At 62.0% G+C, this 22,884-nt stretch carries 22 protein-coding genes, 1 tRNA gene and 1 riboswitch; of the genes, 14 read left to right on the forward strand and 9 right to left on the reverse strand.

The genetic code is table 11. The features are described 5' to 3' along the window. Nucleotides 1–150: 150 nt before the first annotated feature. From U1H99_RS23330 to U1H99_RS23345, 4 genes are read left to right on the forward strand one after another with little or no spacing between them, the layout of a single operon-like run. Nucleotides 151–2,928 carry a type VI secretion system Vgr family protein gene (locus tag U1H99_RS23330; RefSeq protein ID WP_323144093.1) on the forward strand — a complete coding sequence of 926 codons (2,778 nt, stop codon included), beginning with the start codon at nucleotides 151–153 and terminating at the stop codon, nucleotides 2,926–2,928. Further along, nucleotides 2,925–3,779, forward strand: coding sequence for a DUF4123 domain-containing protein (locus U1H99_RS23335; protein ID WP_323144094.1), 855 nt, complete (start codon nucleotides 2,925–2,927; stop codon nucleotides 3,777–3,779). Before U1H99_RS23330 ends, U1H99_RS23335 begins: the two co-directional genes overlap by 4 nt. A 17-nt stretch (nucleotides 3,780–3,796) precedes the next feature. Further along, complete coding sequence (locus tag U1H99_RS23340; protein WP_323144095.1) at nucleotides 3,797–4,381, forward strand: DUF3304 domain-containing protein; 585 nt, start codon at nucleotides 3,797–3,799, stop codon at nucleotides 4,379–4,381. Continuing rightward, nucleotides 4,365–6,359: a T6SS phospholipase effector Tle1-like catalytic domain-containing protein gene (locus U1H99_RS23345; RefSeq protein WP_323144096.1), complete on the forward strand. Its 1,995-nt coding sequence runs from the start codon at nucleotides 4,365–4,367 to the stop codon at nucleotides 6,357–6,359. Before U1H99_RS23340 ends, U1H99_RS23345 begins: the two co-directional genes overlap by 17 nt. A 105-nt stretch (nucleotides 6,360–6,464) precedes the next feature. Here U1H99_RS23345 and U1H99_RS23350 read toward each other — a convergent pair. The 9 genes from U1H99_RS23350 to U1H99_RS23390 all read right to left on the reverse strand — a co-directional run bounded on the left by U1H99_RS23350 (nucleotide 6,465) and on the right by U1H99_RS23390 (nucleotide 13,109). After that, a tRNA-Lys gene (locus tag U1H99_RS23350) sits at nucleotides 6,465–6,540 on the reverse strand. An 84-nt stretch (nucleotides 6,541–6,624) separates the two neighbouring features. Then, nucleotides 6,625–7,386: a tol-pal system protein YbgF gene (gene ybgF, locus U1H99_RS23355; RefSeq protein WP_323144097.1), complete on the reverse strand. Its 762-nt coding sequence runs from the start codon at nucleotides 7,384–7,386 to the stop codon at nucleotides 6,625–6,627. Nucleotides 7,387–7,502: 116 nt separating this feature from the next. Continuing rightward, on the reverse strand, nucleotides 7,503–8,033 hold the full coding sequence (gene pal, locus U1H99_RS23360) for a peptidoglycan-associated lipoprotein Pal (RefSeq protein WP_323144098.1): 531 nt from the start codon (nucleotides 8,031–8,033) through the stop codon (nucleotides 7,503–7,505). Between the two features lie 35 nt (nucleotides 8,034–8,068). Next, nucleotides 8,069–9,334 (reverse strand): Tol-Pal system beta propeller repeat protein TolB, encoded by a 1,266-nt coding sequence (gene tolB / locus U1H99_RS23365; RefSeq protein WP_141828746.1) that lies wholly within the window; start codon nucleotides 9,332–9,334, stop codon nucleotides 8,069–8,071. A 32-nt stretch (nucleotides 9,335–9,366) separates the two neighbouring features. Next, on the reverse strand, nucleotides 9,367–10,491 hold the full coding sequence (gene tolA, locus U1H99_RS23370; RefSeq protein WP_323144099.1) for a cell envelope integrity protein TolA: 1,125 nt from the start codon (nucleotides 10,489–10,491) through the stop codon (nucleotides 9,367–9,369). Continuing rightward, on the reverse strand, nucleotides 10,488–10,916 hold the full coding sequence (locus U1H99_RS23375; protein ID WP_323144100.1) for a biopolymer transporter ExbD: 429 nt from the start codon (nucleotides 10,914–10,916) through the stop codon (nucleotides 10,488–10,490). Before U1H99_RS23375 ends, tolA begins: the two co-directional genes overlap by 4 nt. A gap of 20 nt (nucleotides 10,917–10,936) precedes the next feature. After that, nucleotides 10,937–11,620 carry a protein TolQ gene (gene tolQ / locus U1H99_RS23380; RefSeq protein WP_141828749.1) on the reverse strand — a complete coding sequence of 228 codons (684 nt, stop codon included), beginning with the start codon at nucleotides 11,618–11,620 and terminating at the stop codon, nucleotides 10,937–10,939. Nucleotides 11,621–11,653: 33 nt separating this feature from the next. Beyond that, nucleotides 11,654–12,058, reverse strand: coding sequence for a tol-pal system-associated acyl-CoA thioesterase (gene ybgC, locus U1H99_RS23385; protein ID WP_323144101.1), 405 nt, complete (start codon nucleotides 12,056–12,058; stop codon nucleotides 11,654–11,656). A gap of 304 nt (nucleotides 12,059–12,362) precedes the next feature. After that, nucleotides 12,363–13,109: an SDR family oxidoreductase gene (locus U1H99_RS23390; protein WP_323144102.1), complete on the reverse strand. Its 747-nt coding sequence runs from the start codon at nucleotides 13,107–13,109 to the stop codon at nucleotides 12,363–12,365. A 141-nt stretch (nucleotides 13,110–13,250) separates the two neighbouring features. Further along, nucleotides 13,251–13,352: riboswitch (ZMP/ZTP riboswitch) on the forward strand. 105 nt (nucleotides 13,353–13,457) lie between these two features. Between U1H99_RS23390 and glyA the strand changes: the two genes are divergently transcribed. From glyA to U1H99_RS23440, 10 genes are all read left to right on the forward strand, one after another. Beyond that, nucleotides 13,458–14,705 carry a serine hydroxymethyltransferase gene (gene glyA, locus U1H99_RS23395; protein ID WP_323144103.1) on the forward strand — a complete coding sequence of 416 codons (1,248 nt, stop codon included), beginning with the start codon at nucleotides 13,458–13,460 and terminating at the stop codon, nucleotides 14,703–14,705. A 68-nt stretch (nucleotides 14,706–14,773) separates the two neighbouring features. Further along, nucleotides 14,774–15,232 (forward strand): transcriptional regulator NrdR, encoded by a 459-nt coding sequence (nrdR, locus tag U1H99_RS23400; protein WP_141828753.1) that lies wholly within the window; start codon nucleotides 14,774–14,776, stop codon nucleotides 15,230–15,232. A gap of 219 nt (nucleotides 15,233–15,451) precedes the next feature. Next, nucleotides 15,452–16,006 carry a type IV pilus modification protein PilV gene (gene pilV, locus U1H99_RS23405; protein ID WP_323144104.1) on the forward strand — a complete coding sequence of 185 codons (555 nt, stop codon included), beginning with the start codon at nucleotides 15,452–15,454 and terminating at the stop codon, nucleotides 16,004–16,006. Further along, nucleotides 16,003–16,962, forward strand: a complete 960-nt coding sequence (locus U1H99_RS23410) for a PilW family protein (RefSeq protein WP_323144105.1) — start codon at nucleotides 16,003–16,005, stop codon at nucleotides 16,960–16,962. Before pilV ends, U1H99_RS23410 begins: the two co-directional genes overlap by 4 nt. A 98-nt stretch (nucleotides 16,963–17,060) precedes the next feature. Then, nucleotides 17,061–17,771, forward strand: coding sequence for a pilus assembly PilX family protein (locus U1H99_RS23415; RefSeq protein ID WP_323144106.1), 711 nt, complete (start codon nucleotides 17,061–17,063; stop codon nucleotides 17,769–17,771). A gap of 20 nt (nucleotides 17,772–17,791) precedes the next feature. Further along, nucleotides 17,792–18,268, forward strand: coding sequence for a type IV pilin protein (locus U1H99_RS23420; RefSeq protein WP_323144107.1), 477 nt, complete (start codon nucleotides 17,792–17,794; stop codon nucleotides 18,266–18,268). After that, nucleotides 18,265–18,852: a GspH/FimT family protein gene (locus tag U1H99_RS23425; protein ID WP_323144108.1), complete on the forward strand. Its 588-nt coding sequence runs from the start codon at nucleotides 18,265–18,267 to the stop codon at nucleotides 18,850–18,852. The genes U1H99_RS23420 and U1H99_RS23425 overlap by 4 nt, the downstream gene beginning before the upstream one ends. 53 nt (nucleotides 18,853–18,905) lie before the next feature. Further along, nucleotides 18,906–20,054 (forward strand): bifunctional diaminohydroxyphosphoribosylaminopyrimidine deaminase/5-amino-6-(5-phosphoribosylamino)uracil reductase RibD, encoded by a 1,149-nt coding sequence (gene ribD / locus U1H99_RS23430; RefSeq protein WP_323144109.1) that lies wholly within the window; start codon nucleotides 18,906–18,908, stop codon nucleotides 20,052–20,054. A gap of 45 nt (nucleotides 20,055–20,099) precedes the next feature. After that, entirely contained in the window at nucleotides 20,100–20,738 is a 639-nt protein-coding gene (locus U1H99_RS23435; protein WP_323144110.1) for a riboflavin synthase, read from the forward strand. 81 nt (nucleotides 20,739–20,819) lie between these two features. Continuing rightward, a complete protein-coding gene (locus tag U1H99_RS23440; protein WP_323144111.1) occupies nucleotides 20,820–22,814 on the forward strand; it encodes a S9 family peptidase in 1,995 nt (664 codons plus the stop codon). Nucleotides 22,815–22,884: the final 70 nt, after the last annotated feature.

Raw genomic sequence — 22,884 nt, forward strand, 5'->3', positions numbered from 1 at the left:
GCCATCGTCCCCGAGGCGTCTGCTGGATGCCACGGATTCGCCGGCTTTTCCGTTGCACGACACGGAAAATGACGTTGCGCAATTGTTCTACAGAACCGTAAGGTAGCTTGGCAAGGTTGTCGACGACTTGCCAGGGGAGCCCATCGGGTCATGAGTACTGCGCTGAGGGAACGGATCGTCACCGCGCTGGTGGCATTTGCCAGTAGCAGCCGCTTGTATGCGCTGACGGTGGGTGACGATGATGACGATGGCACGCTGCTGGTCGAGGCGTTCGCCGCCGACGACGCGATCGACGCCATCGGCACCCGCGACGTGATTGTCCTGTCGACCAGCGCGCACCTCGATGCCGACACCTGGCTCGGCCAGCCGGCCGCACTGGACATCAGCCTGGCCGACGGCACCCGCACCCGCTTCGCCGGCGACATCAGCGAGGTGGACATGCTGGGCAGCGATGGCGGCCTGGCGCGCTACCGCATCCGCATTGCCTCCTGGCTGTGGCGCCTGGCGCATGTGCGCAGCAGCCGCGTATGGCAAGAGCGCAGCGTGGTCGAGATCGTCGACAGCGTGTTCGAAGCCTACCAGCCGCAGGCACGCTGGCGCTGGAGCGACGACGTCGCGACCTGCATGGAAGGTGTCCCGCCACGCAGCTATTGCTGCCAGTACCGTGAGTCGGACCTCGACTTCGTACGCCGCCTGCTGGCCGGGGAAGGACTGTGCTGGCGCATCGAACAGGGCGAATACGGCCCCGGTATCGTGCTGTTCGCCGACAGCACCCGGTACGCCGCGGTACCCGAGGACGCGACCAGCGCGGCAGATGACGGCATCCGCTACCACGGCGCGCGTTCGGTCGAACGGCAGGACACGGTACAGGCGCTGGCCGCCCGGCGCAGCCTGCACGTTTCTCTCACCACTTTACTCAGCAGCGACTACAAGGCCAAGCAGATCGTGGCCGCCAGTTCGCCGTCGCTGGTCCGTCCCGGGCGCAATCTGCCTGTGCTGGAATCCTTCGATACGCCGCGCCCGTATGCCTTCGCGACGCGCGAGCAGGCCCAGCGCCATGCCGACATGCGCATGGAAGCACAGGAAGCGCGCGGCCAGCTGTGGCAAGGGCGTTCCACCGTGCGTACGCTGCGTGCCGGTACGCGGATGACGGTCACCGGGACGCCCTTGCGATCGCTGGGCGATGCACCGTCGTTTACAGTATTGCGCGCGACCAGCTTAGGCGTGAACAACCTGCCGACGGTTGCCGAGCAGGCACTGGCCCAGCTGTTCGGACCGCTTGAAAACTTGCTGCAATCGCTTGTGTCTGCGGACCGGCCCGACGACCTCACGCAGGCACTGGCGCAGGCGCGCGAGACCGGTTACGCCAACTGCTTCGATGCGCTGCCCGCCGACATTGTCTGGCGCCCCATCCCCGACGACCAGCCGACCGCCTTCGGCAGCCAGAGCGCGATCGTGGTTGGTGCCGACGGCAACGACCAGCCCAACGGCGCCGACGAACTGTATTGCGACCGCCTGGGCAGGGTGCGCATCCGTTTCCATTGGCAGGACGACGACTCCAGTTGCTGGGTCCGTGTTGCCCAGCGCGTGGCCGGCGGCGGTATGGGCACCCAGTTCCTGCCGCGCATCGGCCAGGAAGTGCTAGTGCAATTTCTTGAGAACGATATCGACCGGCCGATCATTGTCGGCGCGCTGTACAACGGCCGCGGTGAAGGCGGCATCGCGGCGACGCCGGGTGGGCGGTTCGATGCCGACAGCAATGCGGCGGTCTTCGCGCCTGCCCACGATCAGGCGCGCTCGGGGCAGGGCAATCTGACTGGGGGCAATAGCCCGGTGTGGCATGGTACTTCGGCCGAAAATAGTGGTCATCGCAACTCAGCTGCGCAATGGGGCGTGCGCAGCAAGGAGTTTGGCGGGTCGGGGTACAACCAGTTGCTGTTCGATGATACCGATGGGCAGGGACGGGTGCAGCTCAGGTGTACGCATGGGGCGTCGTCGCTTGATCTGGGGCATTTGATTCATGCGGCTGACAATTATCGCGGCAGCTTTCGGGGGAAGGGGGCGGAACTGCGTACGGATGCTTATGGCGCAGTGCGGGCGGGGAAGGGGTTGCTCGTGTCGAGTTATTCGATCAGCCATAACGCATTGACGCACGATCCGGCTGCGGAAAATGCCTCAGGTGTCTCGCTCCTTGATCAGGCATCTGAATTGATAAGAACACTTCACGGGACAGCCCAAGTCCACCAGACGGTAGGTTTGGCTGCCCATATTGGAGCGGCTAAATTGAATGCAAGTGTCGTTGATGATCAGGCGGCGCCGTTGAAAGCTATAGCGGCATCAATGCGCGGCATATTAGATACCAAAGTGCTCTATGCCAACGCTCCAATCATCATGACCACCGCCATAGATAGCTTAGGCGTAAATGCCGGACAAAGTTTGCAGTTGGTCAACAACGAAACTGCGCTTCTGGCGAGCGGACAAGATACCCAATTCGCCACATGTGGTCGGCTACGAGTACATACGGGGCAGGCTATTGGTGTACTTGCCGGAGCAATTAGGACATCTGAACAAGGAATTGGTCTGCAGATGATCGTTGCGAAGGACGTTATCGATATTCAGGCCCAAGCAGATGAGATAAAGGTGCAGGCGCGGGACGAAGTTGATGTCACTAGTGCGAATGCACATATAGATTGGGCTGCTGCAACGCGAATAAAATTGTCTACGGCTGGGGGCGCGAATATCACGATTGAAAATGGAAGTATTACAGTTCAGTGTCCAGGGAAAATAACAGTCTATGCTGGAAAGAAGAGTTTCACTGCCCCAGTTAAGCTTGGCTATCCATTGCCGTCTATACCCACTAGCATATGCGTTGAGTGCCTCATGAAAGCGCGTGACGCTGGTTCTCCTTTCGTCATTAGGTCAGCATGAGTTATCAACTAGATCTCAAATTAGTTTTAGAGGAAATTATCGCCGCTGAACCAGAGTTGAATCTGTATCTTTTGCTTGATTCTGGCGGATTGCCTGGAGTGCAAAAGCAATTATCAAAATATTTTATAAAGTGGAAAAGTCTGTTTGACTGTACAAGAGAAACGAGTGACCTAAGTGCAGCACCTATTCTTATTTTGGTCGGCGCCAATGGCAACCTACTAATATCACGATGTTTTTTAGATTGGCTTGGGGAGGCTGGTGCCTATACGTCCAGTGTTAGCATTCTGTCCTCTGTTCTGAACACTGCTGCTCTGTCGGAACGACTAGTGGCACGTCTTCACGTGAAGATTTCGGAAAACATGGATGCCATGCTCCGATTTTTTGATCCAAGGGTATTCGAAAGCCTAACCAAAGTACTTACTGCAATGCAGGCAGACGAGTTTTTTAGTCCAATTAAAATATGGCGGTATTTGAACCGAATGGGGGAGATGAAGAGGATCGATACAAATTTTAGCTTGATTGAAAATATTTCATCTCCCTTAATAATTGGTCAGAATCAAGAGTTTGCATTGCTTGAGGCATCTGAAGTTGATCAAGTTTTTGCATTGCTCATGGATAATTTCCCTGAATTGCTTGCGCCAATTTCAAAAGATCGGCGACACCCACTGATCAATGAGAGCATGGCTTTTGCAAAAGAATGCGGCATAGATTCCATCGCAAAATTTTCAATATATATTGCAATGATATTGAGTAGTGAAGGTAATGAGAACGAGGCATCGCGCCTAGAACTTATACGGCGTTTGAAATCGGACGATTTCGAGTTGTCCTGGATCTTTCAAAATGGATTGTAAGCTGAGTCGGGGTGAGTGTGAAAATATTATTTGAACAGCGTTATTTTAACGAATATTTAATCCGTATTGCAATAACTCTTGTATTGGTTTGCATGCAAACAGGGTGTCATGCGCAGGATCAAAAAGAAAGGTCTGCAGAAAAACGCAATAAAGATTATCTGTTGTTGGGATTGGTTGGATTTAATTATACAGATCGATATATTAATAACTACAGTATCAATGGGGCTGGCGGTGGGAATGTTCAAATAAGCTCGTCCGATAGTGGGGGAAGTGGCCAGACTTGTTGTGTAAGGGTTTGGAAAAAACATATTGAGCCGCTTTATGTACTGGTTCGATGGCAAGTCGACGGTTGCAAGTATGTTGTAAGAGATCCGAAAACGGGGGCAGTGGCAGAAGTAAAGCACTTTCATTATAAAGAAGCTGAGGTCGCTGTCCAAGATATTGCCAAAGATAATGCAGGGTTTATCGAGACCCATTTTTATCCTGACGGTTCTATAAAGGTTCTGCTGACAGAAGCTGAATCTGATCCTGTTCTGATTTTAGACGAAAAACGACCTGACAAATCTTCTTTTCCGAGATGCAAAAATGACGAAAAGCCATAGCGGTAACCAGGTTGGGGATTCAAGAGCACCTACATTGCTTGCGTCGAAGTCTGATCTTCGGCAAGGAGTCGATCAAGCAGAACAACTATCCGCCAATCATCCCGAGAAAGCGTCGACTCCAAGTAGACTTAAAGATATTAGCGCTGTACTAAACGCCGCTACCGAGCAAAAAGGTGTATCTACGAATTGTAAGCAAAATATTTGGATTTCTTTCTTTTTTGACGGGACAGGCAATAATCTGGAGGCTGATATCGACTTGCAAAAGCATAGCAATATAGCGAGGCTTTATCGTGCGCACAAAAAAGACAACAAAAAGAATGGAATATACTCCGTGTATATTCCAGGGATTGGTACCTATTTTCCTGAAATCGGCGATGATGGTGGCAGTACGTTAGGCTTGGTTTGCGCAGCGAAGGGAGAAGAACGACTGGATTTTGCTATTGAAAAATTTGATAATATTCTGAAGGAGCCGTTAGCACGCGCTAACGCACCAATCAATGCGATACAAGAAATCAACATTGCGGTATTCGGGTTCAGTCGTGGTGCTGCACTGGCTCGCGTATTTTTGAACAGAGTTATGGATAAGCGCTGTAAACTGGTAAATAATAAATGGATTTTAGTTCGTGGTGAATGGTCGGTAAGATTTCGCTTCCTAGGGTTGTTTGATACCGTAGCTTCAGTCGGCTTGTCAATGAGTTCAAATACGACAGGTTTAAAAGAGGCATACGATGGAAATACAGCTGGTATGATTAAAAAGCGCTTGAGAAAATACCAGATGACCAGGCCGGAAGTCATTGCATTTAATGAGAATGCCGTACCTGGAGCAGATCCTGCACCCGGTGACGAAAACGGGCATCGCGACTGGGGCAAGAATTTGATGGTACGCGAGTCGGTAGAGGAAGTGAGGCACTTTATTGCGGCTCACGAGATCAGAAACTCATTTCCTGTAGATAGTATCAGCATCTTCACCAAGGGGCGAGTAATCAGGCCAAGCCATTTTTTTGAAACTCTCTACCCAGGAGTACACTCCGATGTCGGAGGAGGTTATGCGCCGGGCGAAGGTGGTAGAAGCATCATCCCCACAGCGCAATTATGCTTGATTCCATTGAATCATATGTACCAGTTTGCATTGCAACGGGGGGTGCCGATGTTGCCGAGACTGCAGCCAGGTAACGAAGAGGATTTTAGAATCGACCCCGAGTTGTGTAAAACCTTTAATTATTATTTAAAGGATGTTGGTTCTTTTGCCACCTTAGGTGAAGGTTTCAATAAGCACATGAAGTTTTTTTACGCGTGGCGTTTTATGTCAATCAGACGTAAAGCAGCTGGCGACAAAAGCGAAGCTAAAATCATACGAGATTACGATAATAAATTCAGTCGGGCCAATGCTATTTTTTCCAAGGAGGTCGATGCACTTACAGCCCAGGAAAATATGGCCCAGCTTTCCTTAAACGCGCTAGTACACGTACGAGATACAGATTCAGATTCAGGAGAACGTGATCCAGCACAGCAGGCTACGTTAGTGCATGACTTGGATGTCGAAAAAGGACGTCAGAAATATTCGGCGGAACATGACAAGAGGCTACGTGCTCAAGCGAGAAAAGATGCCCTTCCAAATATGACAAGCCTTCAAGATATGTTGAATCTCTATGAGAGGCAGTTGATGCTAGACACTGTGTCGATACGTGTCGCAATAAATAACGCGATTAGCGGAAAAAGAATAGGTGATATAAGGCCCCATTACAAAGCTTTGATGGAGGCTTATGAAGACGAATTTTTGAAAAACAGAGGTTTGAAAGACGCAAATATCATCGCCCTTTTTGAAAATCATGTTCACGATTCCCTTGCTGGATTTGGGAAGGACGCTACACTTCCATCCGATCCGCGTGTCGTTTACTTGGGTGGAGATGAGAAGTACGGGTATGCGAGTTCGGAAACTCAAGATTTGTTGCAGGAAGACCAAACAAGGCTCGCCTGACAGTTTTGCATACGTGTCAATCTTAGGGAATCAATGCGCAACGTAGGCAAAACAAAAAAGGCACCATGATCACTCATGATGCCTTCAATGCTGCTGCTAAATTCGTGGTAGGCCGTGCGGGATTCGAACCTGCGACCAACGGATTAAAAGTCCGCTGCTCTACCAGCTGAGCTAACGACCCGAAAGAAGCAGAATTATAGTGCCGATCCGCAGGGCTGTCAAACGTTCATGAACCGGCTCGACATGAAAACGGATCGCGCAACTATCACTTCAGCGCTGCCAGCCGGTCCTTGGCCGCCTGGGCAGCATTGGTATCCGGGTATTTCTTGACCAGCTGCTGCAGGGTCTTCTTGGCGTTTTTCAGGTCCTTCAGTTCGGCGTAGTTGCTGGCGATGTTCAGCATCGAGTCCGGCGCTTTCGGGCTGGTGCCGTAGTTGCTCAGTACGGCTTCCTGGGCGGCGATCGCGTTCTTGTAGTCGCGCTGCATGTAGTAGGCGTTGCCGAGCCAGTACTGGGCATTCGGGGCGTAGGCCGAGGTCGGGAAGCGGCGTACGAAGTCCTGGAAGGCGCTGATGGCGCCGGCGTAGTCGGCCGAGGTGAAGCGGGCGTAGGCTGCGTCGTAGGCCTGTTTTTCGGTCGGCAGCACTTCGGCGGTCTGGCCGTCGATGGTTTCCTGGCGCGGCTCGAGCTTCTTGATGCGGGCGTCGAGGTCGGCGTACAGGTCTTTCTGGCCTTTCTGGGCCATGGCGATCTGGTTGCCCAGCACTTCGATCTGGCCGCGCAGGGCGGCGATTTCGCGCATTGTCTGCTCGTGCTGGTTCAGCATGTCGACCGTGACGTTCTTGTCGGCTTTGGTGTCGATGCGTGCACTGAGGTCGCGGGACATGGCGTCGACCTTGGCGCGCAGGTCGAGGATGGCGCGGCGGGCTTCGTCGTCATCGAGAATGCCGGCGCTCGCCTGCAGGGGCATCCAGGCAGCCAGGGCGAGGGCGACGGCCGCGAGGCGGAACTGGGACAGTGTGATCATCTTCGAGTCTTTCATGGGGAAACGGGGCGGGAAGCAGTCTGCACCGCTTCCCGCCCCGCTGTCAATCAGCCGCAGACGGCTCGTTGCGGACGAATACGCCGCGAAGGATTGTCCGATTACTGATAGACGATGTCGGCACGACGGTTCTCGGCCCAGACGGATTCGCCCGAACCGGTTGCCTTCGGCTTTTCTTCGCCCAGCGAGACGGCTTCCATCTGGCTGTCGGCCACGCCCAGGGCGGCCATCGACTTGCGCACGGCTTCGGCGCGCTTCTGGCCCAGGGCCAGGTTGTACTCGGTGCCGCCGCGATCGTCGGTGTTACCCTGGATCAGGATGTGGCGCTGCTTGTTCTTGGTCAGGAACGCCGAGTGGTTTTCGACGACCGCCTTGCCATCGTCACGGACGACGTAGCTGTCGAAGTCGAAGTACACGCTACGGTTTGCCAGGACGCCTTTCGGGTCGTTCAGCGGATCGACGTTGCCGGTTTCGACCGGGCGGATGTCACGGCTGGTGTCGGCCGGCGGGGCGGTGTTGGCGACCGGCGGTTTTTCGACAACCGGGGTTTCCTGCAGTTTCGGGGTCGACGAGCACGCCGACAGCAGGGCGGCTGCCGACGCGATGAAAGCTACACTCTTGAAGTTGCTCATGGGGTTTTTCTCCTGGTCAAAAAATATTTACTTCTTCACTTCATAAACGGGCCCCAGCTGGGCTCCCGGATATTTCCCGCCTGGGTCGTCAAGCGCTGCTTGACGCGTCCATCGACCGATACCACGGCCAATGCGACGCGACCGCCGCCCTTGGTCGCATACATGATGTACTTGCCGTTCGGCGAAAAACTCGGTTCGGAAGCCCCGTCGGCCAGGCGCAGTTCCTGGCCGCTCGCGAGGTCCATCGCATACAGGGAGAAACCCCCTTCGCGTTGTGAAATCCACGCCAGCGTCTTGCCGTCGGAGGATACACGAGGACTGATGTTGTAGCTGCCTTTGAACGTGACGCGGGTGGCCTGGCCACCGCCCACGCTCATCTTGTAGATTTGCGGTCCGCCGCTGCGGTCGCTCGTGAAGTAGATGCTCTGGCCGTCGGCCGAGAACTGCGGCTCGGTGTCGATGCCGTTGCTGTTGGACAGGCGGCGCATGCCGCTGCCGTCCGCGTTCACGATAAAGATCTGGGTATTGCCGGTCTTCGACAGCGCCAGCGCCAGCTTGGTGCCGTCGGGCGACCAGGACGGGGCCGAGTTGCTGCCGCGCTCATTGGCGACCACGGTGCGCTGGCCGGTCACCAGGTTCTGCACGTAGATCACCGGCTTGCGCAGCTCGAACGATACGTAGGCGACCTTGGTGCCGTCCGGCGACCAGGCCGGCGAGATGATCGGTTCCTTGCCGTGCGCGGCGATCTGTTCGCCTTCGCCGTCGGCATCGGCCACCACCAGCTGGTAGTCGCGGCCGGCGCGGTTTTCCTTCACGTAGGCAATGCGGGTCGAGAAGATGCCGCGGCTGCCGGTCAGCTTTTCGTAGACGTCGTCGGCGATGCGGTGCGCTTCGAGGCGGGTGTTGCGCGGGCTGACGGTATCGCCCAGCTGCGACAGCTGGCTCTTCTTGACGGTGTCGTACAGCTTGTAGCGGACTTCGAAGCGGCCGTCGGCGGTTCGCTTGACCGAGCCCACCACCAGCGCGTCGGCGCCGCTGGCCTTGAAGGCGGCCATGTCGACGCTGGCGCCGTCGGATATGGTCTGGCGCGCGTCGATGACCTTGAATACGCCGCTGCGCTGCAGGTCAGCGCGGATGATGGCGGACACCTGTTCCGGTGCCACCGATTCATCGGCAAAAGCGGCCACCGCGACCGGGATCTGGTTCGCGCCCACGCCGGCGATTTCGACGTTCAGTTGGGCGTGTGCGGCCGCGCCCATCAGCAGGCTGGCCGAGAACAGCAGGGTATGTAGTTTCTTCATGAGTCTCTCGGATAAGTTAAGGTCGAGTCATTTCAGTTCAGGTCCTTCATGTGGAAGTTGACTGAAAGAGAGCGCTCTACCGTACCATCTTTCTTCTTCGGTAGTGGTGACGATTTGTTAATACTGCGTTCCACGGCGTCGTCGAACTCGGGAATGCCGCTGCTCTTGACCTTCCTGACCGACACCACTTCGCCGGTCGGCAACTGCTCGACCTTGAAGCTGACGGTCGGATTGCCCGGCACGTCGGTGTCGCCCGCGTAGTTCGCATTGCTCTTGATCTTGGCTGCGATCGCGGCCTGGTAGCCGGCGTCGAGACGCGGTGCCGTCGACTTCTCGGCGGTGCCGGTGCTGCCCGGATTGCCGCTGCCGGTGATGCGTTTCGTCTCTGCGTCACGCGTCGCCTTGGCGAGCTTGGCCAGCTGGTCGGCTTCGGCTTTTTCTTTCGCAGCCTTGTCCTTGGCAGCTTTTTCCTTGGCCAGTTTCTCTGCCTTTTCCTTGTCGGCTTTTTTCTTTTCCGCTTCTTCTTTCTTGGCCAGCTCCTGCTGCGCTTTCTTGTCGGCGGCTTCGCGTTCTTTCTTCTCGGCGAGTTCGCGCTCTTTCTTCTCCGCCAGGTCGCGTTCCTTCTTCTCGGCCAGGGCCTTGGATTTCTTTTCGTCGGCCCGCTTTTGCTCCGCGCGCTGTTCTGCCAGCTCGCGTTCGCGTTCGCGCTCCTCTTCCTGCGCCTGCTTGCGCTTCAGCTCTTCCTTGCGCTTCTTCTCGCGCTCGAGGGCGATATCAGGCGTCTTCGGCTCAGGCTTGGCGACCGGCTCAGGCTTGGCGACCGGCTCAGGCTTGGCGACCGGCTCCGGCTTGGCAACCAGCGGGGGCGGGGGCGGCTCGACCGCGCGCGGCGTCGGTTCCGGCGGCGTCGTCTCGGGTTCCGGTTCGGGTTCGGGTTCAGGCGCCGGCGGCGGTGGCGGCGGGGCGGCCGACTGGACCTTCATGTCCCAGACTTCGGCTTCGACCTGGATCGGCGCAGTGGTCTGCCAGCTCACGCCGATATACAGGAAGGCCAGCAGCAGGGCGTGCACGCCCACCGCCAGGCTGATCGACGGCCAGCGTTTCGGTTCGGGCGGCACCCGGTAGGGCGAGCCGGCGGTGTCGTGCTTGGTCGTCATTTTGTCGCAAGGCCGACGCGATTGATCCCCATCTTCTTGGCTTCCGAAATCAGCTGGATCACGTCGTCGTATTTACTCTCGCGGTCGCCCGAGATCAGGACCGGATAGTCGGGATGGTCTTCGTGGGTGGCACGCAGGCGCTCGATCAGCGCGGTGCGGTCGGCCACGTCTTCCAGGCCCTGCGGGGTCTTGCCGACGATGCCGATTGACAGCACGCCCTTTTCCTTGACGGCGATCTGGATGTAGTCGCTTGGCGGCTGGGTGGTGCGCTCGGCGCTCGGCAGGTTGATCTCGCTCGGATTCTGGGACGGCGGTACCGCCATGAAAATGATGAGCAGCACCAGCATCACGTCGATGTAGGGCACGACGTTGATTTCCGATTTGAGCTTGCGGCGGCTGCTCCGCAAGTTGCTGTTGAAGGCCATGTGAGTCCTCGACGCGGCGATCAGCGCGACTGGCGCTGCAGGATGTTCGAGAATTCCTCGACGAAGCTTTCGAAGCGGATCGCGAGGCGGTCGATGTCGTGGGTGAAGCGGTTGTACGCGACCACGGCCGGGATCGCGGCGAACAGGCCGATGGCGGTGGCGATCAGCGCTTCGGCGATACCGGGGGCGACCGTGGCCAGGGTAGCCTGCTGCACGCTGGCCAGGCCGCGGAAGGCGTTCATGATGCCCCAGACCGTGCCCAGCAGGCCGATGTACGGGGAGACCGAACCGACCGAGGCCAGGAAGTTCAGGTGGGTGTCGAGCGAATCGAGTTCGCGGTGGAAGGCGGCGCGCATTGCGCGGCGGGCGCCGTCCAGCACGGCATTGACGTCGAGCGAGTCGCGCGCGGCCTGCTTGCCCTTGATGAATTCGCCCATGCCGGCTTCGAAGATGCGGGCCAGCGGGCCGCTCTGGTCACGCTGGCTGCTGGCGCTCTGGTGAAGGGTGTGCAGATTGCCGCCGGCCCAGAAGCTGCGCTCGAACTGCTCGGTCTGGCGGCGTGCGGCGCGCAATGCGAATACCTTACGGAAGATGTAGGTCCAGCTGAACAGCGACACGGCAAACAGCAGGGCCATGATCAGCTTGACGAGGATGTGGGCGTGGCTGATCAGGTCAACGAAGGAAAGGTCGGGGACTGCGTTCATCGGTGTGCGGTCTCTTTATTCAAATGGAATTGTTCAGGCGGCCCGCATTTTATCAGCGGCGATGTCAGGAATGGAACGGGGACGCAGTGTGGCGGCGTCGACGCAGCCGACTTTTACGCTGGCGCTGGCCAGCAGGGTGTCGCCGCGCCAGGCTTGCTGGGCAAACTGGACCGAGGCACGGCCGAGCTTTTCGATGTTCAGGCGCAGGGTCAATTCATCGTCCAGGCGCGCTGCACCGAGATACTCGACACTGGCGCTGCGCACGACGAAGGCGGCCCCTTCGGCGCTGAGCAGGTCTTGCTGGTGAATGCCGAGCGAACGCAGCCATTCCGTGCGTGCCCGCTCAAAGAACTTCAGGTAATTGGCGTAATAAACGATCCCGCCGGCATCGGTGTCTTCGTAATAGACCCTTACCGTCCAGGTAAAAACTGAAGGCATTTCAGCTGCCATAAATGATAGTGGGAAACATTTTACGCCATTTGATTATCTATATGTACTCTGGCGTACATAGCTATCAGCGTGAAATGTGAAGTAGTAGACGGGACATCTGGATGTCAAGCCAACAACTGTAACACTTTCTCACAACATGCGCCGCTAGCGAAACAAACCTGCGATTCGGGGTCAGAGCACATTCCTGGTGAATATTTTGACAAAAACATCTTCGCGGCGTCGCCGCGCACGACCTCGGTGCCGCGCTATAGCGACGCCTGCAAGAATTGTGCTCTGACCCCGAATTCGAATATCAGCTGCGCTTGACGTTGAACGGCGCGAAGCCCTGGCAGGTCGGCATCATCTCGATGGAATTGATGTTGACGTGCGGCGGCAGGGTGGCGATCCAGTAGGCGGTCGCGGCGATGTCGTCGGCGGTCAGCGGCTGGGTGCCTTCGTAGACCTTGGCGGCGGCCGCGTCGTCGCCTTTCAGGCGCACGTTCGAGAATTCGGTGCCGCCGCACAGGCCCGGCGCGATGTTGGTGGCGCGCACGCCGGTGCCCACCAGGTCGGCGCGCAGGTTCAGCGTGAACTGCTCGACGAAGGCCTTGGTGGCGCCATACACGTTGCCGCCCGGGTAAGGGTAGTGGCCGGCGACCGAACCCAGGTTGATCACCAGGCCGCTGCCGCGCTCGACCATCGACGGCAGCAGCGCGTGGGTCATGGTCACCAGGCCCTTGACGTTGGTGTCGATCATGGTCTCCCAGTCGGCCAGCGGCACCTCGTGCGCCGGCTTGGTGTTCAGGGCCAGGCCGGCATTGTTGATCAGCACGTCGATCTGGCGCCAGGATTGCGGCAGCATCGACAGTGCTTCTTCGATCGACGTTTTGTCGGTGACATCCATCTCGACCGGCAGCGCCGATTCGCCCAGCTCGGCGGCGAGCGCTTCCAGTCGCTCCTTGCGCCGTGCCGCCAGTACTACCTGATGGCCGTTCTTGACGAAGGTGCGCGCCATCGCGGCGCCGAAGCCGGCCGATGCGCCGGTGATGAAAACGATCATGGTTGGATTTCCGGGTGGATAAGCGGTGAAAGGACAATCACCGGATTGTAGCCGAAATGGCCATGCGAATGAGTCTTGCCAGCCCGCCATGGCCGTTCCTTGCTTCCCAACCGTCACATCACTTACAATCGGCAGCTCTGTTACTTCTCACGTAACTGGCGAAAACCGTGCGATCGCGCGGCGAAGGTGGACGTCCACCGGGGAACGTGAGATGCCGTCTTGCCGTTCGCCTGGGCAGCCATCAATGGTCGCACCGACTGTCCGTCGCGTGTCCGCTGTCCGTTCGCGGTCTCCGCCTGGATCGGGCGCGCCCATTGCCTGGACCTCTTATCGATTGGAGTTTTTTTCATGTTTGCAAAAGATCACACGCTCGCCAAGGTTGACCCGGATCTGTGGAATGCCATCCAGAATGAAAATCGCCGCCAGCAAGACCACATCGAGCTGATCGCCTCCGAGAATTACACGTCCCCGGCCGTGATGCAGGCACAGGGCTCCCAGCTGACCAACAAGTACGCCGAAGGCTACCCGGGCAAGCGCTACTACGGCGGCTGCGAATACGTCGACGTCGTCGAGCAGCTGGCGATCGACCGCCTGAAGGAACTGTTCGGCGCCGAAGCTGCCAACGTCCAGCCGAATTCGGGCTCGCAGGCCAACCAGGGCGTGTTCTTCGCCATGCTGAAGCCGGGCGACACCATCATGGGCATGTCGCTGGCCGAAGGCGGCCACCTGACCCACGGCATGGCGCTGAACATGTCGGGCAAATGGTTCAACGTCGTCTCCTACGGCCTGACCGAGCAGGAAGACATCGACTACGAAGGCATGGAGCGCCTGGCGCGCGAGCACAAGCCGAAGATGATCATCGCCGGCGCTTCGGCGTTCGCGCTGCGCATCGACTTCGAGCGCTTCGCTCGCATCGCCAAGGAAGTCGGCGCCTACTTCATGGTCGACATGGCCCACTACGCCGGCCTGATCGCCGCCGGCGAGTACCCTAACCCGGTGCCGTACGCCGACTTCGTGACCTCGACCACCCACAAATCGCTGCGCGGCCCGCGCGGCGGCATCATCCTGATGAAGGCCGAGCACGAAAAGGCCATCAACTCGGCGATCTTCCCGGGCATCCAGGGCGGTCCGCTGATGCACGTGATCGCCGGTAAAGCGGTCGCCTTCAAGGAAGCGCAGTCGCCGGAATTCAAGGCTTACCAGAAGCAGGTGGTCGCCAATGCCAAGGTGCTGGCCGATACCCTGACCGAGCGCGGCCTGCGCATCGTGTCGGGCCGTACCGAATCGCACGTGATGCTGGTCGACCTGCGCGCGAAAGGCCTCACCGGTAAGGAAGCGGAAGCCATCTTGGGCCAGGCACACATGACCTGCAACAAGAACGGCATCCCGAACGACCCGCAGAAGCCCTTCGTCACCTCGGGCATCCGCCTGGGCAGCCCGGCCTTCACCACCCGCGGTTTCAAGGAAGAAGACGCGGCCAAGGTCGGCCACCTGATCGCCGACGTGCTGGACAACCCGCACGACGCCGCGACCATCGAGCGCGTGAAAGCTGAAGTCAAGCAGCTGACCGACAAGTACCCGGTCTACGAGGTTTAAGTCCTCGCGTTCCACAGGCGCCTTCGGGCGCCGTTTTTACAGCAGTATCCAGTCAATTTGCGGCGCCCATGAAATGTCCGTTCTGTCAGCATGAAGACACCCAGGTCCTCGATACCCGCGTATCCGAGGTGGGCGATGCCATCCGGCGCCGGCGCCGCTGCGCCCAATGCGACAAGCGGTTTACGACCTACGAACGCATCGAACTGTCGATGCCGATCATCGTCAAGAAGGACGGCAGCCGCACCGAGTACGAGTCGGACAAGCTGCGCGGCAGCCTGCGCCTGGCCTTGCGCAAGCGTCCGGTCTCGGCCGAGGCGATCGACGCCGCCTGCGCCTCGATCGAAGAAAAACTGCTGACCAGCGGCCGCCGCGAAGTCGATACCGGCCACGTCGGCGAACTGGTGATGCAGGAACTCAAGCGCCTCGACAAGATCGCCTACATCCGCTTTGCGTCGGTCTACAAGAACTTCGAAGACCTGGCCGAGTTTCAGGAAGCGATCGCCGAAGTCGGCCAGCCCAAGAAATAGCGGGTCTCGTAAACGCCCGATGGCTGCGTTGCAGCCTCTCGCCGTAGTTACGTACTGTCTGCGAGGCTGCGCCTTGCCCTCGGGCGTTTGCGAGCCCCACTGGCTGCTGACTCTCATACTCCATTTTTAGTTCCGTCCGTACGGTTGAGGCGTCACACCGCCGGTCCGGGCTCGACTGTATATCGTTGCATCTCCTGTTCGTGAACGTGGAGGTGATCGATGCATGCCGCTGTCCGTGCAAGCCGGGGCGAGGCCGGCTTTACGCTGGCCGAAGTGCTGGTGGCCCTGTTCGTCGTCGCGCTCGGCATTGCCGGGGCGGCCGGCGTGCAGGCCATGGCGCTGCGCAGCGGCCGCGCGGCGGCGCGCATGGCCGACGGCGTCCAGCTGGCGGCTGCGCTGGCCGAGCGCATGCGTGCCAACCCGGCGGCGCTGGCGCTGGCGGACGCCGATAATCCCTATCTGCAGCTCGACTACGCCACCGACGCCGGGCCGCCGCCGTCCGGGCCCGCCTGCTATGGCGCCAGCGCTTGCGACACGGGCGAGCTGGCCCGCTTCGACCTGGCCGAGGCGGCAGGCGAGCTGGCAGCGCGCTTTGCGGGTGCACGCCTTGTGGCTTGCCGCGACGCTTCGGTGCCGGGCGCGTCGGGCGAGCCGTCGTGGTCCTGCAGCGGCGAGGCCGGCGCGCCGCTCGTGATCAAGCTCGGATGGCACGAGCCGGACGAAGCGGCTGCATTGCCGCGGGTCGTGCTGGCGCTCGCGGGAGGCGGCGCATGAGTGCGCGGCGCCTTGGGCGCGTTGCGCCGGTGCGGCGCCCCTGCAGCCGCGAACGCGGGCTGGCGCTGGCCGAGCTGCTGGTCGCGTTGACGGTGAGCCTGGCCGTGGTGCTGGGCGCCGGCCGCCTGCTCGGGCTGGCGGGCGAGGCTTACGCGGCGCAGACCGAAGCGGCGGCCATCGACGACGGCGGACGCTATGCGCTCGAGCTGATCGCGCGGGCGGTGCGCCAGGCGGCCTGGATCGATCCGGCGCAGGCGGGCGGCGACCCTGCCGTGCTGCCGGCGCACCTGGCCGGGCTCGACGCCCGTTCGCTGGCCAAGACCACGTTCGGCATCGACGCGCCCCAGCCGGATGCCGTGAATGGCAGCGACGTGCTGGCCTTGCGCTTTCCCGGCGCCGGGGTCGCGCCCGGCGGCGACGGCAGCGTGCTCGATTGCGCCGGCTTCGCCCATCCGGAAGGCGAGGAGGGCTGGAGCATCTTCTACGTGGCCAGGAACACCGACGGCGAGGCCGAGCTGCGCTGCAAATACCGCGGCACGTCCAACTGGGGCGCCGATGCGCTCGTCAGCGGCGTCGACGGCTTCCAGGTGCTGTACGGCGTCGACACCGACGACCCGCGCGACCATGTCGCCAACCGCTACCTGAATGCCGCCGCCATCGCCGGCCTCGACGCCGCACTCGGCCTGGGTGCCGACGTGGAGGCGCTGCACCGGCAGACTTATTGGAAACGCGTGGTCAGCGTGCGCATCGGCCTGTTGCTGCACGGCGCGCGGCCGACGCGGCGCGAGGGCGGGGCGCTCGGCTACGCACTGCTGGGCCCGGCGTATGGGTCGTCCGGCACGATGGACGCCGATCCCGGCAGCGTGCTGCACGAAGCGGACATGCCGGCCGCGCTGCGAGTGCGCGAACGGCGGCTGTTCACGGCGACGGTGGCCGTGCCGGCGGCGATGCCATGAAGCGCGTTCATTGCGCCACTTGTCGCTGCCGGAGGCAAGCCCGGCCATGCCTGCATGTGTACGCACGGCTTCACGGGCACCGGCGCTGGCACCCGCGCTTGCGCCCACAACTGCGCCCACGCGAGCGCGGCCTGGTCCTGGTCTGCGCGCTGCTCCTGATGATGGGGGCGCTGATCCTCGGCGTCTCCATTGCGCGCACCGCGTTTGGCTCGATGGCGGCGGCCCGCATGGAGCGCGAGCGCACGGTGGCGCGCGCGGCGGCCGGGATGGCGCTGGCCGACGCAGAGGCCGATATCGGCGGCACTACCGCCTCATCCTCTCCCCGCACCGCCTGGTTCGCCGGCGGCAGCGGCGGGTTCGCCGACGGCTGCGGCACCGGTAGCCAGGATCTCGGCCTGTGCCTGGAGGCGGCAGCGCCCTTGCCGCCTGCGTGGCAGGCTGTCGATCTCGCTGCCGAGGATGGCACGCCGGTGGTGCCGTATGGCCACTTCACCGGTGCCGTGCTGGCGACCGGCGGCGGCATGCTGCCGGCGCGCCTGCCTGGCTACCTGATCGAAAAGCTTGCACCGCCCGCCGGAGCGCCGTCGCAGAGCCTGTTCCGCATTACCGCCATCGGCTTCGGTACCCGCGCCACGACCCAGGTCGTGCTGCAGGCGATCGTGCGCAGGCCGGCGGCCACTGTGCCGCTAGCCGCTCCCACTGATCCGCCGGCGCCGGGCACGCCGGCCGGCGCCGGTTCACCGACCGGCCGCATCAGCTGGCGCGACATCCCGAATTGGCCCGAGCTGCACGCGCGGGCCCACCATTGAATCCAGATCGAGGAGACGGAATGAACAGGCGACACGGCTTTACCCTGGTCGAAATGCTGATCGTGCTGGCGATCATGGCGATCCTCACATCGATCGCGTGGCCCAGTTATGCCGGTTATATCGTGCGCACCCGGCGCACCGAAGGGCAGGTGGCGCTGATCGAGGCGATGCAGCGCCAGGAGCGCTATTTTTCGCGGCACAACAGGTATATTCCGTTCTCGGCGGCGTCGGAGGACGATGCCGAGGCCGCCGCCTTTTCGTGGTGGTCGGGCGACCGGGCGGCGCTCAGCGCCTATGAGCTGGACGCCTATGCCTGTCCCGGCCGCGTGTTGACCGACTGTATCGAGATCCGCGCCCGGCCCGGCACGCCCCGGGTCGACGCGCGCTTCCGCGATCCCGACTGTGGGGCGCTGACGCTGGACAGCCTGGGCAACCACGGTGCGCAGGGCATGGCGGATGGGCAGGGCGCGGGTTCGACCGGGAGCTGCTGGCCATGAGCGTCGCAGCCATGCCGCAGCGCGATCGACCGTACCGGCGGGCCGGTCTGTCGCTGGTGGAAACGACGGTCGTGCTGGCCGTGGCGGCCGTGCTGCTGGCGCTGGCGCTGCCGGAACTTGCCGTGCTGGTACGCCACCAGCAGCTGAAGAGCGCCAGCGGCGACTTGTTCGCCGCGCTCGGCCTGGCGCGCAGCCAGGCGCTGGCGCGCGGGCAGACCGTCAAGCTGCTGCCCCGCGATCCGCTCGGTGCCGACTGGCGCAGCGGCTGGCGCGTGTTCGTCGACCGTGACGGCGACGGCCAGCCGGGGCCGGGCGACGACATCATCGCCGAGCACGATCCGCTGCCGCACGGCGTGGCGGTCGCCTTTGCCTTCACCAGCACTGCGCCGCCTTACTATATCGCCTACAATGGCGCCGGACGCAGCTGCAGCGACAGCAACAGCGCGGCGGCGCGCTACGGCACGCTGTCGCTGTTCCACGGCGGCGCGATCCGCCGTATTAAAATCAACATGCTGGGACGGGCGCGCAGCTGCGATCCGGCGCGCGACGCGGCCTGCGACGGCGCCCCGGCGCCGCCGGGTTAGCTGCCGCCGGCGGCGGCGTTGCCGACCGTCCCCAGCCGAAACCGAAAGACACCGTGCAGACACCGAACAAGATCACCACCGACAGCGAAGGCATGGCGCTCGCCCTGGAATGGGCCGCCAAAGGCATGACCATCACCGCGCCGAACCCGCGTATCGGCTGCGTGATCGTGCGCGATGGCGTGGTCATCGGCGCCGGCCATACCCAGCCGGCAGGCCAGGCGCATGCCGAGATCCAGGCGATGCGCGATGCCAGGCAGCGCGGCCATGACGTGCGCGGCGCAACCGCCTATGTCACGCTCGAGCCCTGCAGCCACTACGGCCGCACGCCGCCGTGCTCGAACGCGCTGGTGCAGGCCGGCCTGGGCCGGGTGGTGGCGGCCATGGTGGACCCGAATCCGCTGGTGGCGGGACGCGGCATGGCGCAGCTGGAAGCGGCCGGCATGTCGGTTCGCCAGGGCGTGCTGGCCGAGCAGGCCTACGAGCTGAACATCGGCTTTTTCACGCGCATGCGCCATGGCCGGCCCTGGGTGCGCCTGAAGACGGCGGCCAGCCTGGACGGCATGACGGCGCTCGACAGCGGCGAGAGCCAGTGGATCACCAGCCCGGAGGCGCGTGCCGACGGCCATGCCTGGCGCGCCCGCGCCAGCGCGATCCTGACCGGTATCGGCACCGTCAAGGCCGACGATCCGCAGCTGACCGTGCGCGGCGTCGCGGCGCCCGAGGGCTTTACGCCGGTGCCGCCGCGCCGCGTGATCGTCGACAGCCGCCTCGATATCGCCATGGACGCGCGCATCCTGCAGGGCGAACCCTGCTGGATCGTGGCCGCCGTTCCGAATCCGGACAAGGAAGCCGCGCTGCGCGCCGCCGGTCACGAGATCATCCTGCTGCCGAACGCCCACGGCAAGGTCGACCTGCCGGCGCTGATGCTGGAGCTGGGCCGGCGCGAGATCAACGAGCTGCATGTCGAAGCCGGGGCCAGGCTGAATGCCTCATTGCTGCGCGAAGGCTGCGTCGACGAGCTGCTGGTCTACCTGGCCCCGAACCTGATCGGGCAGGGGCAGGGCATGTTCGCGCTGCCGCCGCTGGCGCGCCTGGACGACAAGCTCGCACTGCGCTTCCATGCCGTGAGCCAGGTCGGCCCGGACCTGCGCATCATGGCGCGCTTTCCCGGCAAGCTTGAGGGCGCAAACGGGCAATCCTGAATCATCAATCGAGTCATCCAAGAAAAAACTGAAGGAACTAGACGTATGTTTACTGGAATCGTCGCTGCCGTCGGCAGCATCAAGTCGGTCACCCCGCTGGCAGGCGGCAACGATGCGGGCGTGCGCCTGGCCATCGACGCCGGCGGCCTGCCGCTGGCGGACGTCGCGCTGGGCGACTCGATCGCCATCAACGGCGCCTGCATGACCGTGGTCGAGAAGGACGAAAGCGCCTTCACCGTCGACGTCTCGCGCGAAAGCCTGAACCGTACCGCCGGCCTCGACCAGCCGGGCGAGGTCAACCTGGAAAAGGCGCTGACCCTGGCCGAGCGCCTCGGCGGCCACCTGGTGTCGGGCCACGTCGATGGCCTCGGTACCGTGCACAGCTTCGAACAGGTCGGCGAATCGTACAAGCTGGTGGTGGATGCGCCGGCCGAGCTGGGCAAGTTCCTGGCCTATAAAGGTTCGGTGGTGGTCAACGGCGTCTCGCTGACCGTCAACGAGGTCGAGGACGTGGCGGCAAGCGGCGCCGGCAAGCCGGCCTGCTGCCGCTTCTCGATCAACCTGATCCCGCACACGATCGCCGTCACCACCCTGAAGCACCTGTCCGCCGGTGCCAGGGTCAACCTCGAGATCGACCTGATCGCGCGCTACGTCGAGCGCATGCTGAGCGCCGCCAAGGTCTGATTTCCGGGGCGCAAACGTGCCCGCCTGCGGCCATTTCGCGTAGACTGCCCGATGGCATTTGTTCATCGACAAGGACGTGAAATGAAACAGGTAAATACCAGGGAGATGGTGCGCGGCGCAACGCTGGCCGGCGTGCTGGCAAGCTTGCTGTCCGCCGCCGGCGTTTGTTCGGCCGAGCCGGCCGCCATGCGCAGTTACCGCGCGCTGGCGATGACGGCCGCCGGCGACCGCATTGCCGCCATTGAAACGGTGGAGGGGGACAAGCGGGCGCCGCATGTGACGGTGCGCGAGACCGCCGGCGGCCGGATCGCCGCTACCTATGAAAGCGTCGCCTGCGGACAATGCCGCTTCGATGCGCCGGCCTGGTCGCCCGATGGCAAGTCGATGGCCCTGATCGGGACCGATGCCAAGGCCGGCAGCGCCAGCGTGCTGGTGCTGCGCGACGGCAAGCTGGTCACCATCGCCACCCTCAAGGGCGTCGCCAACACGGTGCGCTGGTCGCCGGACGGGCGCCAGCTGGCCTTCCTGGCCACCGTCAACGCCAAAAAGCTCACCGGTGCAGTGGAAGCGGGTGCGCGCCAGGTCGGCGAGATCGGCCTGGCGCAGGAAGAGGACGAGCAGCGCATCGCGCTCGTTGCCGTCGATGGACCGGCCGGCGCCGAGATGCGCCTGGTGTCCCCGGCCGACACATTCATCTACGAATACGACTGGACGCCGGACGGCAAGGGCTTCGTCGTCACCAGTGCCAAGGGCAACGGTGACAACAACTGGTGGATCGCGACCCTGGGCCACGTCGATGCCGCCTCCGGCCGCCTGCGCGTGCTGGCGGCGCCGAAGATGCAGATGAACATGCCGCACGTGTCGCCGGACGGCCGCACGGTCGCCTTCATCGGCGGCCTGATGAGCGATTTCGGCTCGGTCGGCGGCGATGTCTTCACGGTGCCGATCGAGGGTGGCGAGGCGGGCGTCGCTACGCCGACCGATATCACGCCGGGTTTCAAGGGCAGCTTCAACGGCATCAGCTGGCGCGGGGCGGCCCTGCTGGCCTCGGTGCAGGCTGGCGCCGACACCGGCATTGCCAGCATCGATCCGGCGGCGCGCAGTGCCCGCCTGCTGTGGCAGGCGCCGGTCTCGGCGTCCGGCGCGCGCGATGGCCGTTTCGTGTTCAGCGCCGACGGCAAGGTCGCGGCCTCGGTCCACGAGGATTACGAGCACGGCCCGCGCATCGTCGCCGGACCGCTGGCCGCACTGGTGCCGATCACCCGCGACAACGACGGTTTCGCGCCGCAGGTAAAGGCGCGCAGCATTGCCTGGACCAACGAAGGCTTCAACGTGCAGGGGTGGCTGGTCGGACCGCGAACGGTGGATCCGGGCAAGAAGTACCCGATGATCGTGCAGGTGCATGGCGGCCCGGCGGCGGCCATCACGCCGCGCTACGTGTCGGGCGGCGAGGGCGGCAACAACCTCGTGCGCGCGCTGGTGGACAAGGGGTATTTCGTGTTCTTCCCGAACCCGCGCGGCAGCTATGGCCAGGGTCTGGCCTTCTCCAGCGCCAACAAGCGTGATTTCGGCGGCGGCGACTGGCGCGACATCCTGGCCGGCGTCGATGCCGCCATCCGCCAGGCACCGGTGGATAGTGCGCGCCTCGGCCTGATAGGCCATTCCTACGGCGGCTTCATGACCATGTGGGGCGTGACCCACAGCCAGCGCTTCAAGGCGGCGGTAGCCAGTGCCGGCATCGCCAACTGGATCAGCTACTACGGCCAGAACGGTATCGACCAGTGGATGGTGCCCTTCTTCGGGGCCACCATGTACGACGATCCGGCGATCTATCGCGCGGCCTCGCCGATCGAGTCGATCAAGTCGGCCACCACGCCGACGCTGGTGATGGTCGGCGAACGCGACGTCGAGTGTCCGCCGGCGCAGTCGCAGGAGTTCTGGCACGGTTTGAAGGCGCAGGGGGTGCCGACCGCGCTCGTCATCTACGAGGACGAGGGCCACGCGATCCGCAAGCCGGAGCACGTGGCTGACCAGCGGGTGCGGGTGCTGGCCTGGTTCGACCAGTATTTGAAGTGATCGGCCGTTCACAGCGGCCGTTCACAGGCAGGTTGAACGCGTGGACAGCGAAGCTGTCCACCCTACCCGT

It is taken from the genome of Massilia phyllosphaerae, from assembly GCF_034659755.1.
GTDB classification, from domain to species: domain Bacteria; phylum Pseudomonadota; class Gammaproteobacteria; order Burkholderiales; family Burkholderiaceae_D; genus Telluria; species Telluria phyllosphaerae.

Bases quoted from the DNA above. Each gene is read 5' to 3' on its own strand.
- U1H99_RS23330 (WP_323144093.1), top strand. From the start codon at position 151: ATGAGTACTGCGCTGAGGGAACGGATCGTCACCGCGCTGGTGGCATTT.
- U1H99_RS23335 (WP_323144094.1), top strand. From the start codon at position 2,925: ATGAGTTATCAACTAGATCTCAAATTAGTTTTAGAGGAAATTATCGCC.
- U1H99_RS23345 (WP_323144096.1), top strand. From the start codon at position 4,365: ATGACGAAAAGCCATAGCGGTAACCAGGTTGGGGATTCAAGAGCACCT.
- ybgF (WP_323144097.1), bottom strand. From the start codon at position 7,386: ATGATCACACTGTCCCAGTTCCGCCTCGCGGCCGTCGCCCTCGCCCTG.
- pal (WP_323144098.1), bottom strand. From the start codon at position 8,033: ATGAGCAACTTCAAGAGTGTAGCTTTCATCGCGTCGGCAGCCGCCCTG.
- tolB (WP_141828746.1), bottom strand. From the start codon at position 9,334: ATGAAGAAACTACATACCCTGCTGTTCTCGGCCAGCCTGCTGATGGGC.
- tolA (WP_323144099.1), bottom strand. From the start codon at position 10,491: ATGACGACCAAGCACGACACCGCCGGCTCGCCCTACCGGGTGCCGCCC.
- U1H99_RS23375 (WP_323144100.1), bottom strand. From the start codon at position 10,916: ATGGCCTTCAACAGCAACTTGCGGAGCAGCCGCCGCAAGCTCAAATCG.
- tolQ (WP_141828749.1), bottom strand. From the start codon at position 11,620: ATGAACGCAGTCCCCGACCTTTCCTTCGTTGACCTGATCAGCCACGCC.
- ybgC (WP_323144101.1), bottom strand. From the start codon at position 12,058: ATGCCTTCAGTTTTTACCTGGACGGTAAGGGTCTATTACGAAGACACC.
- U1H99_RS23390 (WP_323144102.1), bottom strand. From the start codon at position 13,109: ATGATCGTTTTCATCACCGGCGCATCGGCCGGCTTCGGCGCCGCGATG.
- glyA (WP_323144103.1), top strand. From the start codon at position 13,458: ATGTTTGCAAAAGATCACACGCTCGCCAAGGTTGACCCGGATCTGTGG.
- nrdR (WP_141828753.1), top strand. From the start codon at position 14,774: ATGAAATGTCCGTTCTGTCAGCATGAAGACACCCAGGTCCTCGATACC.
- pilV (WP_323144104.1), top strand. From the start codon at position 15,452: ATGCATGCCGCTGTCCGTGCAAGCCGGGGCGAGGCCGGCTTTACGCTG.
- U1H99_RS23410 (WP_323144105.1), top strand. From the start codon at position 16,003: ATGAGTGCGCGGCGCCTTGGGCGCGTTGCGCCGGTGCGGCGCCCCTGC.
- U1H99_RS23420 (WP_323144107.1), top strand. From the start codon at position 17,792: ATGAACAGGCGACACGGCTTTACCCTGGTCGAAATGCTGATCGTGCTG.
- U1H99_RS23425 (WP_323144108.1), top strand. From the start codon at position 18,265: ATGAGCGTCGCAGCCATGCCGCAGCGCGATCGACCGTACCGGCGGGCC.
- U1H99_RS23435 (WP_323144110.1), top strand. From the start codon at position 20,100: ATGTTTACTGGAATCGTCGCTGCCGTCGGCAGCATCAAGTCGGTCACC.
- U1H99_RS23440 (WP_323144111.1), top strand. From the start codon at position 20,820: ATGAAACAGGTAAATACCAGGGAGATGGTGCGCGGCGCAACGCTGGCC.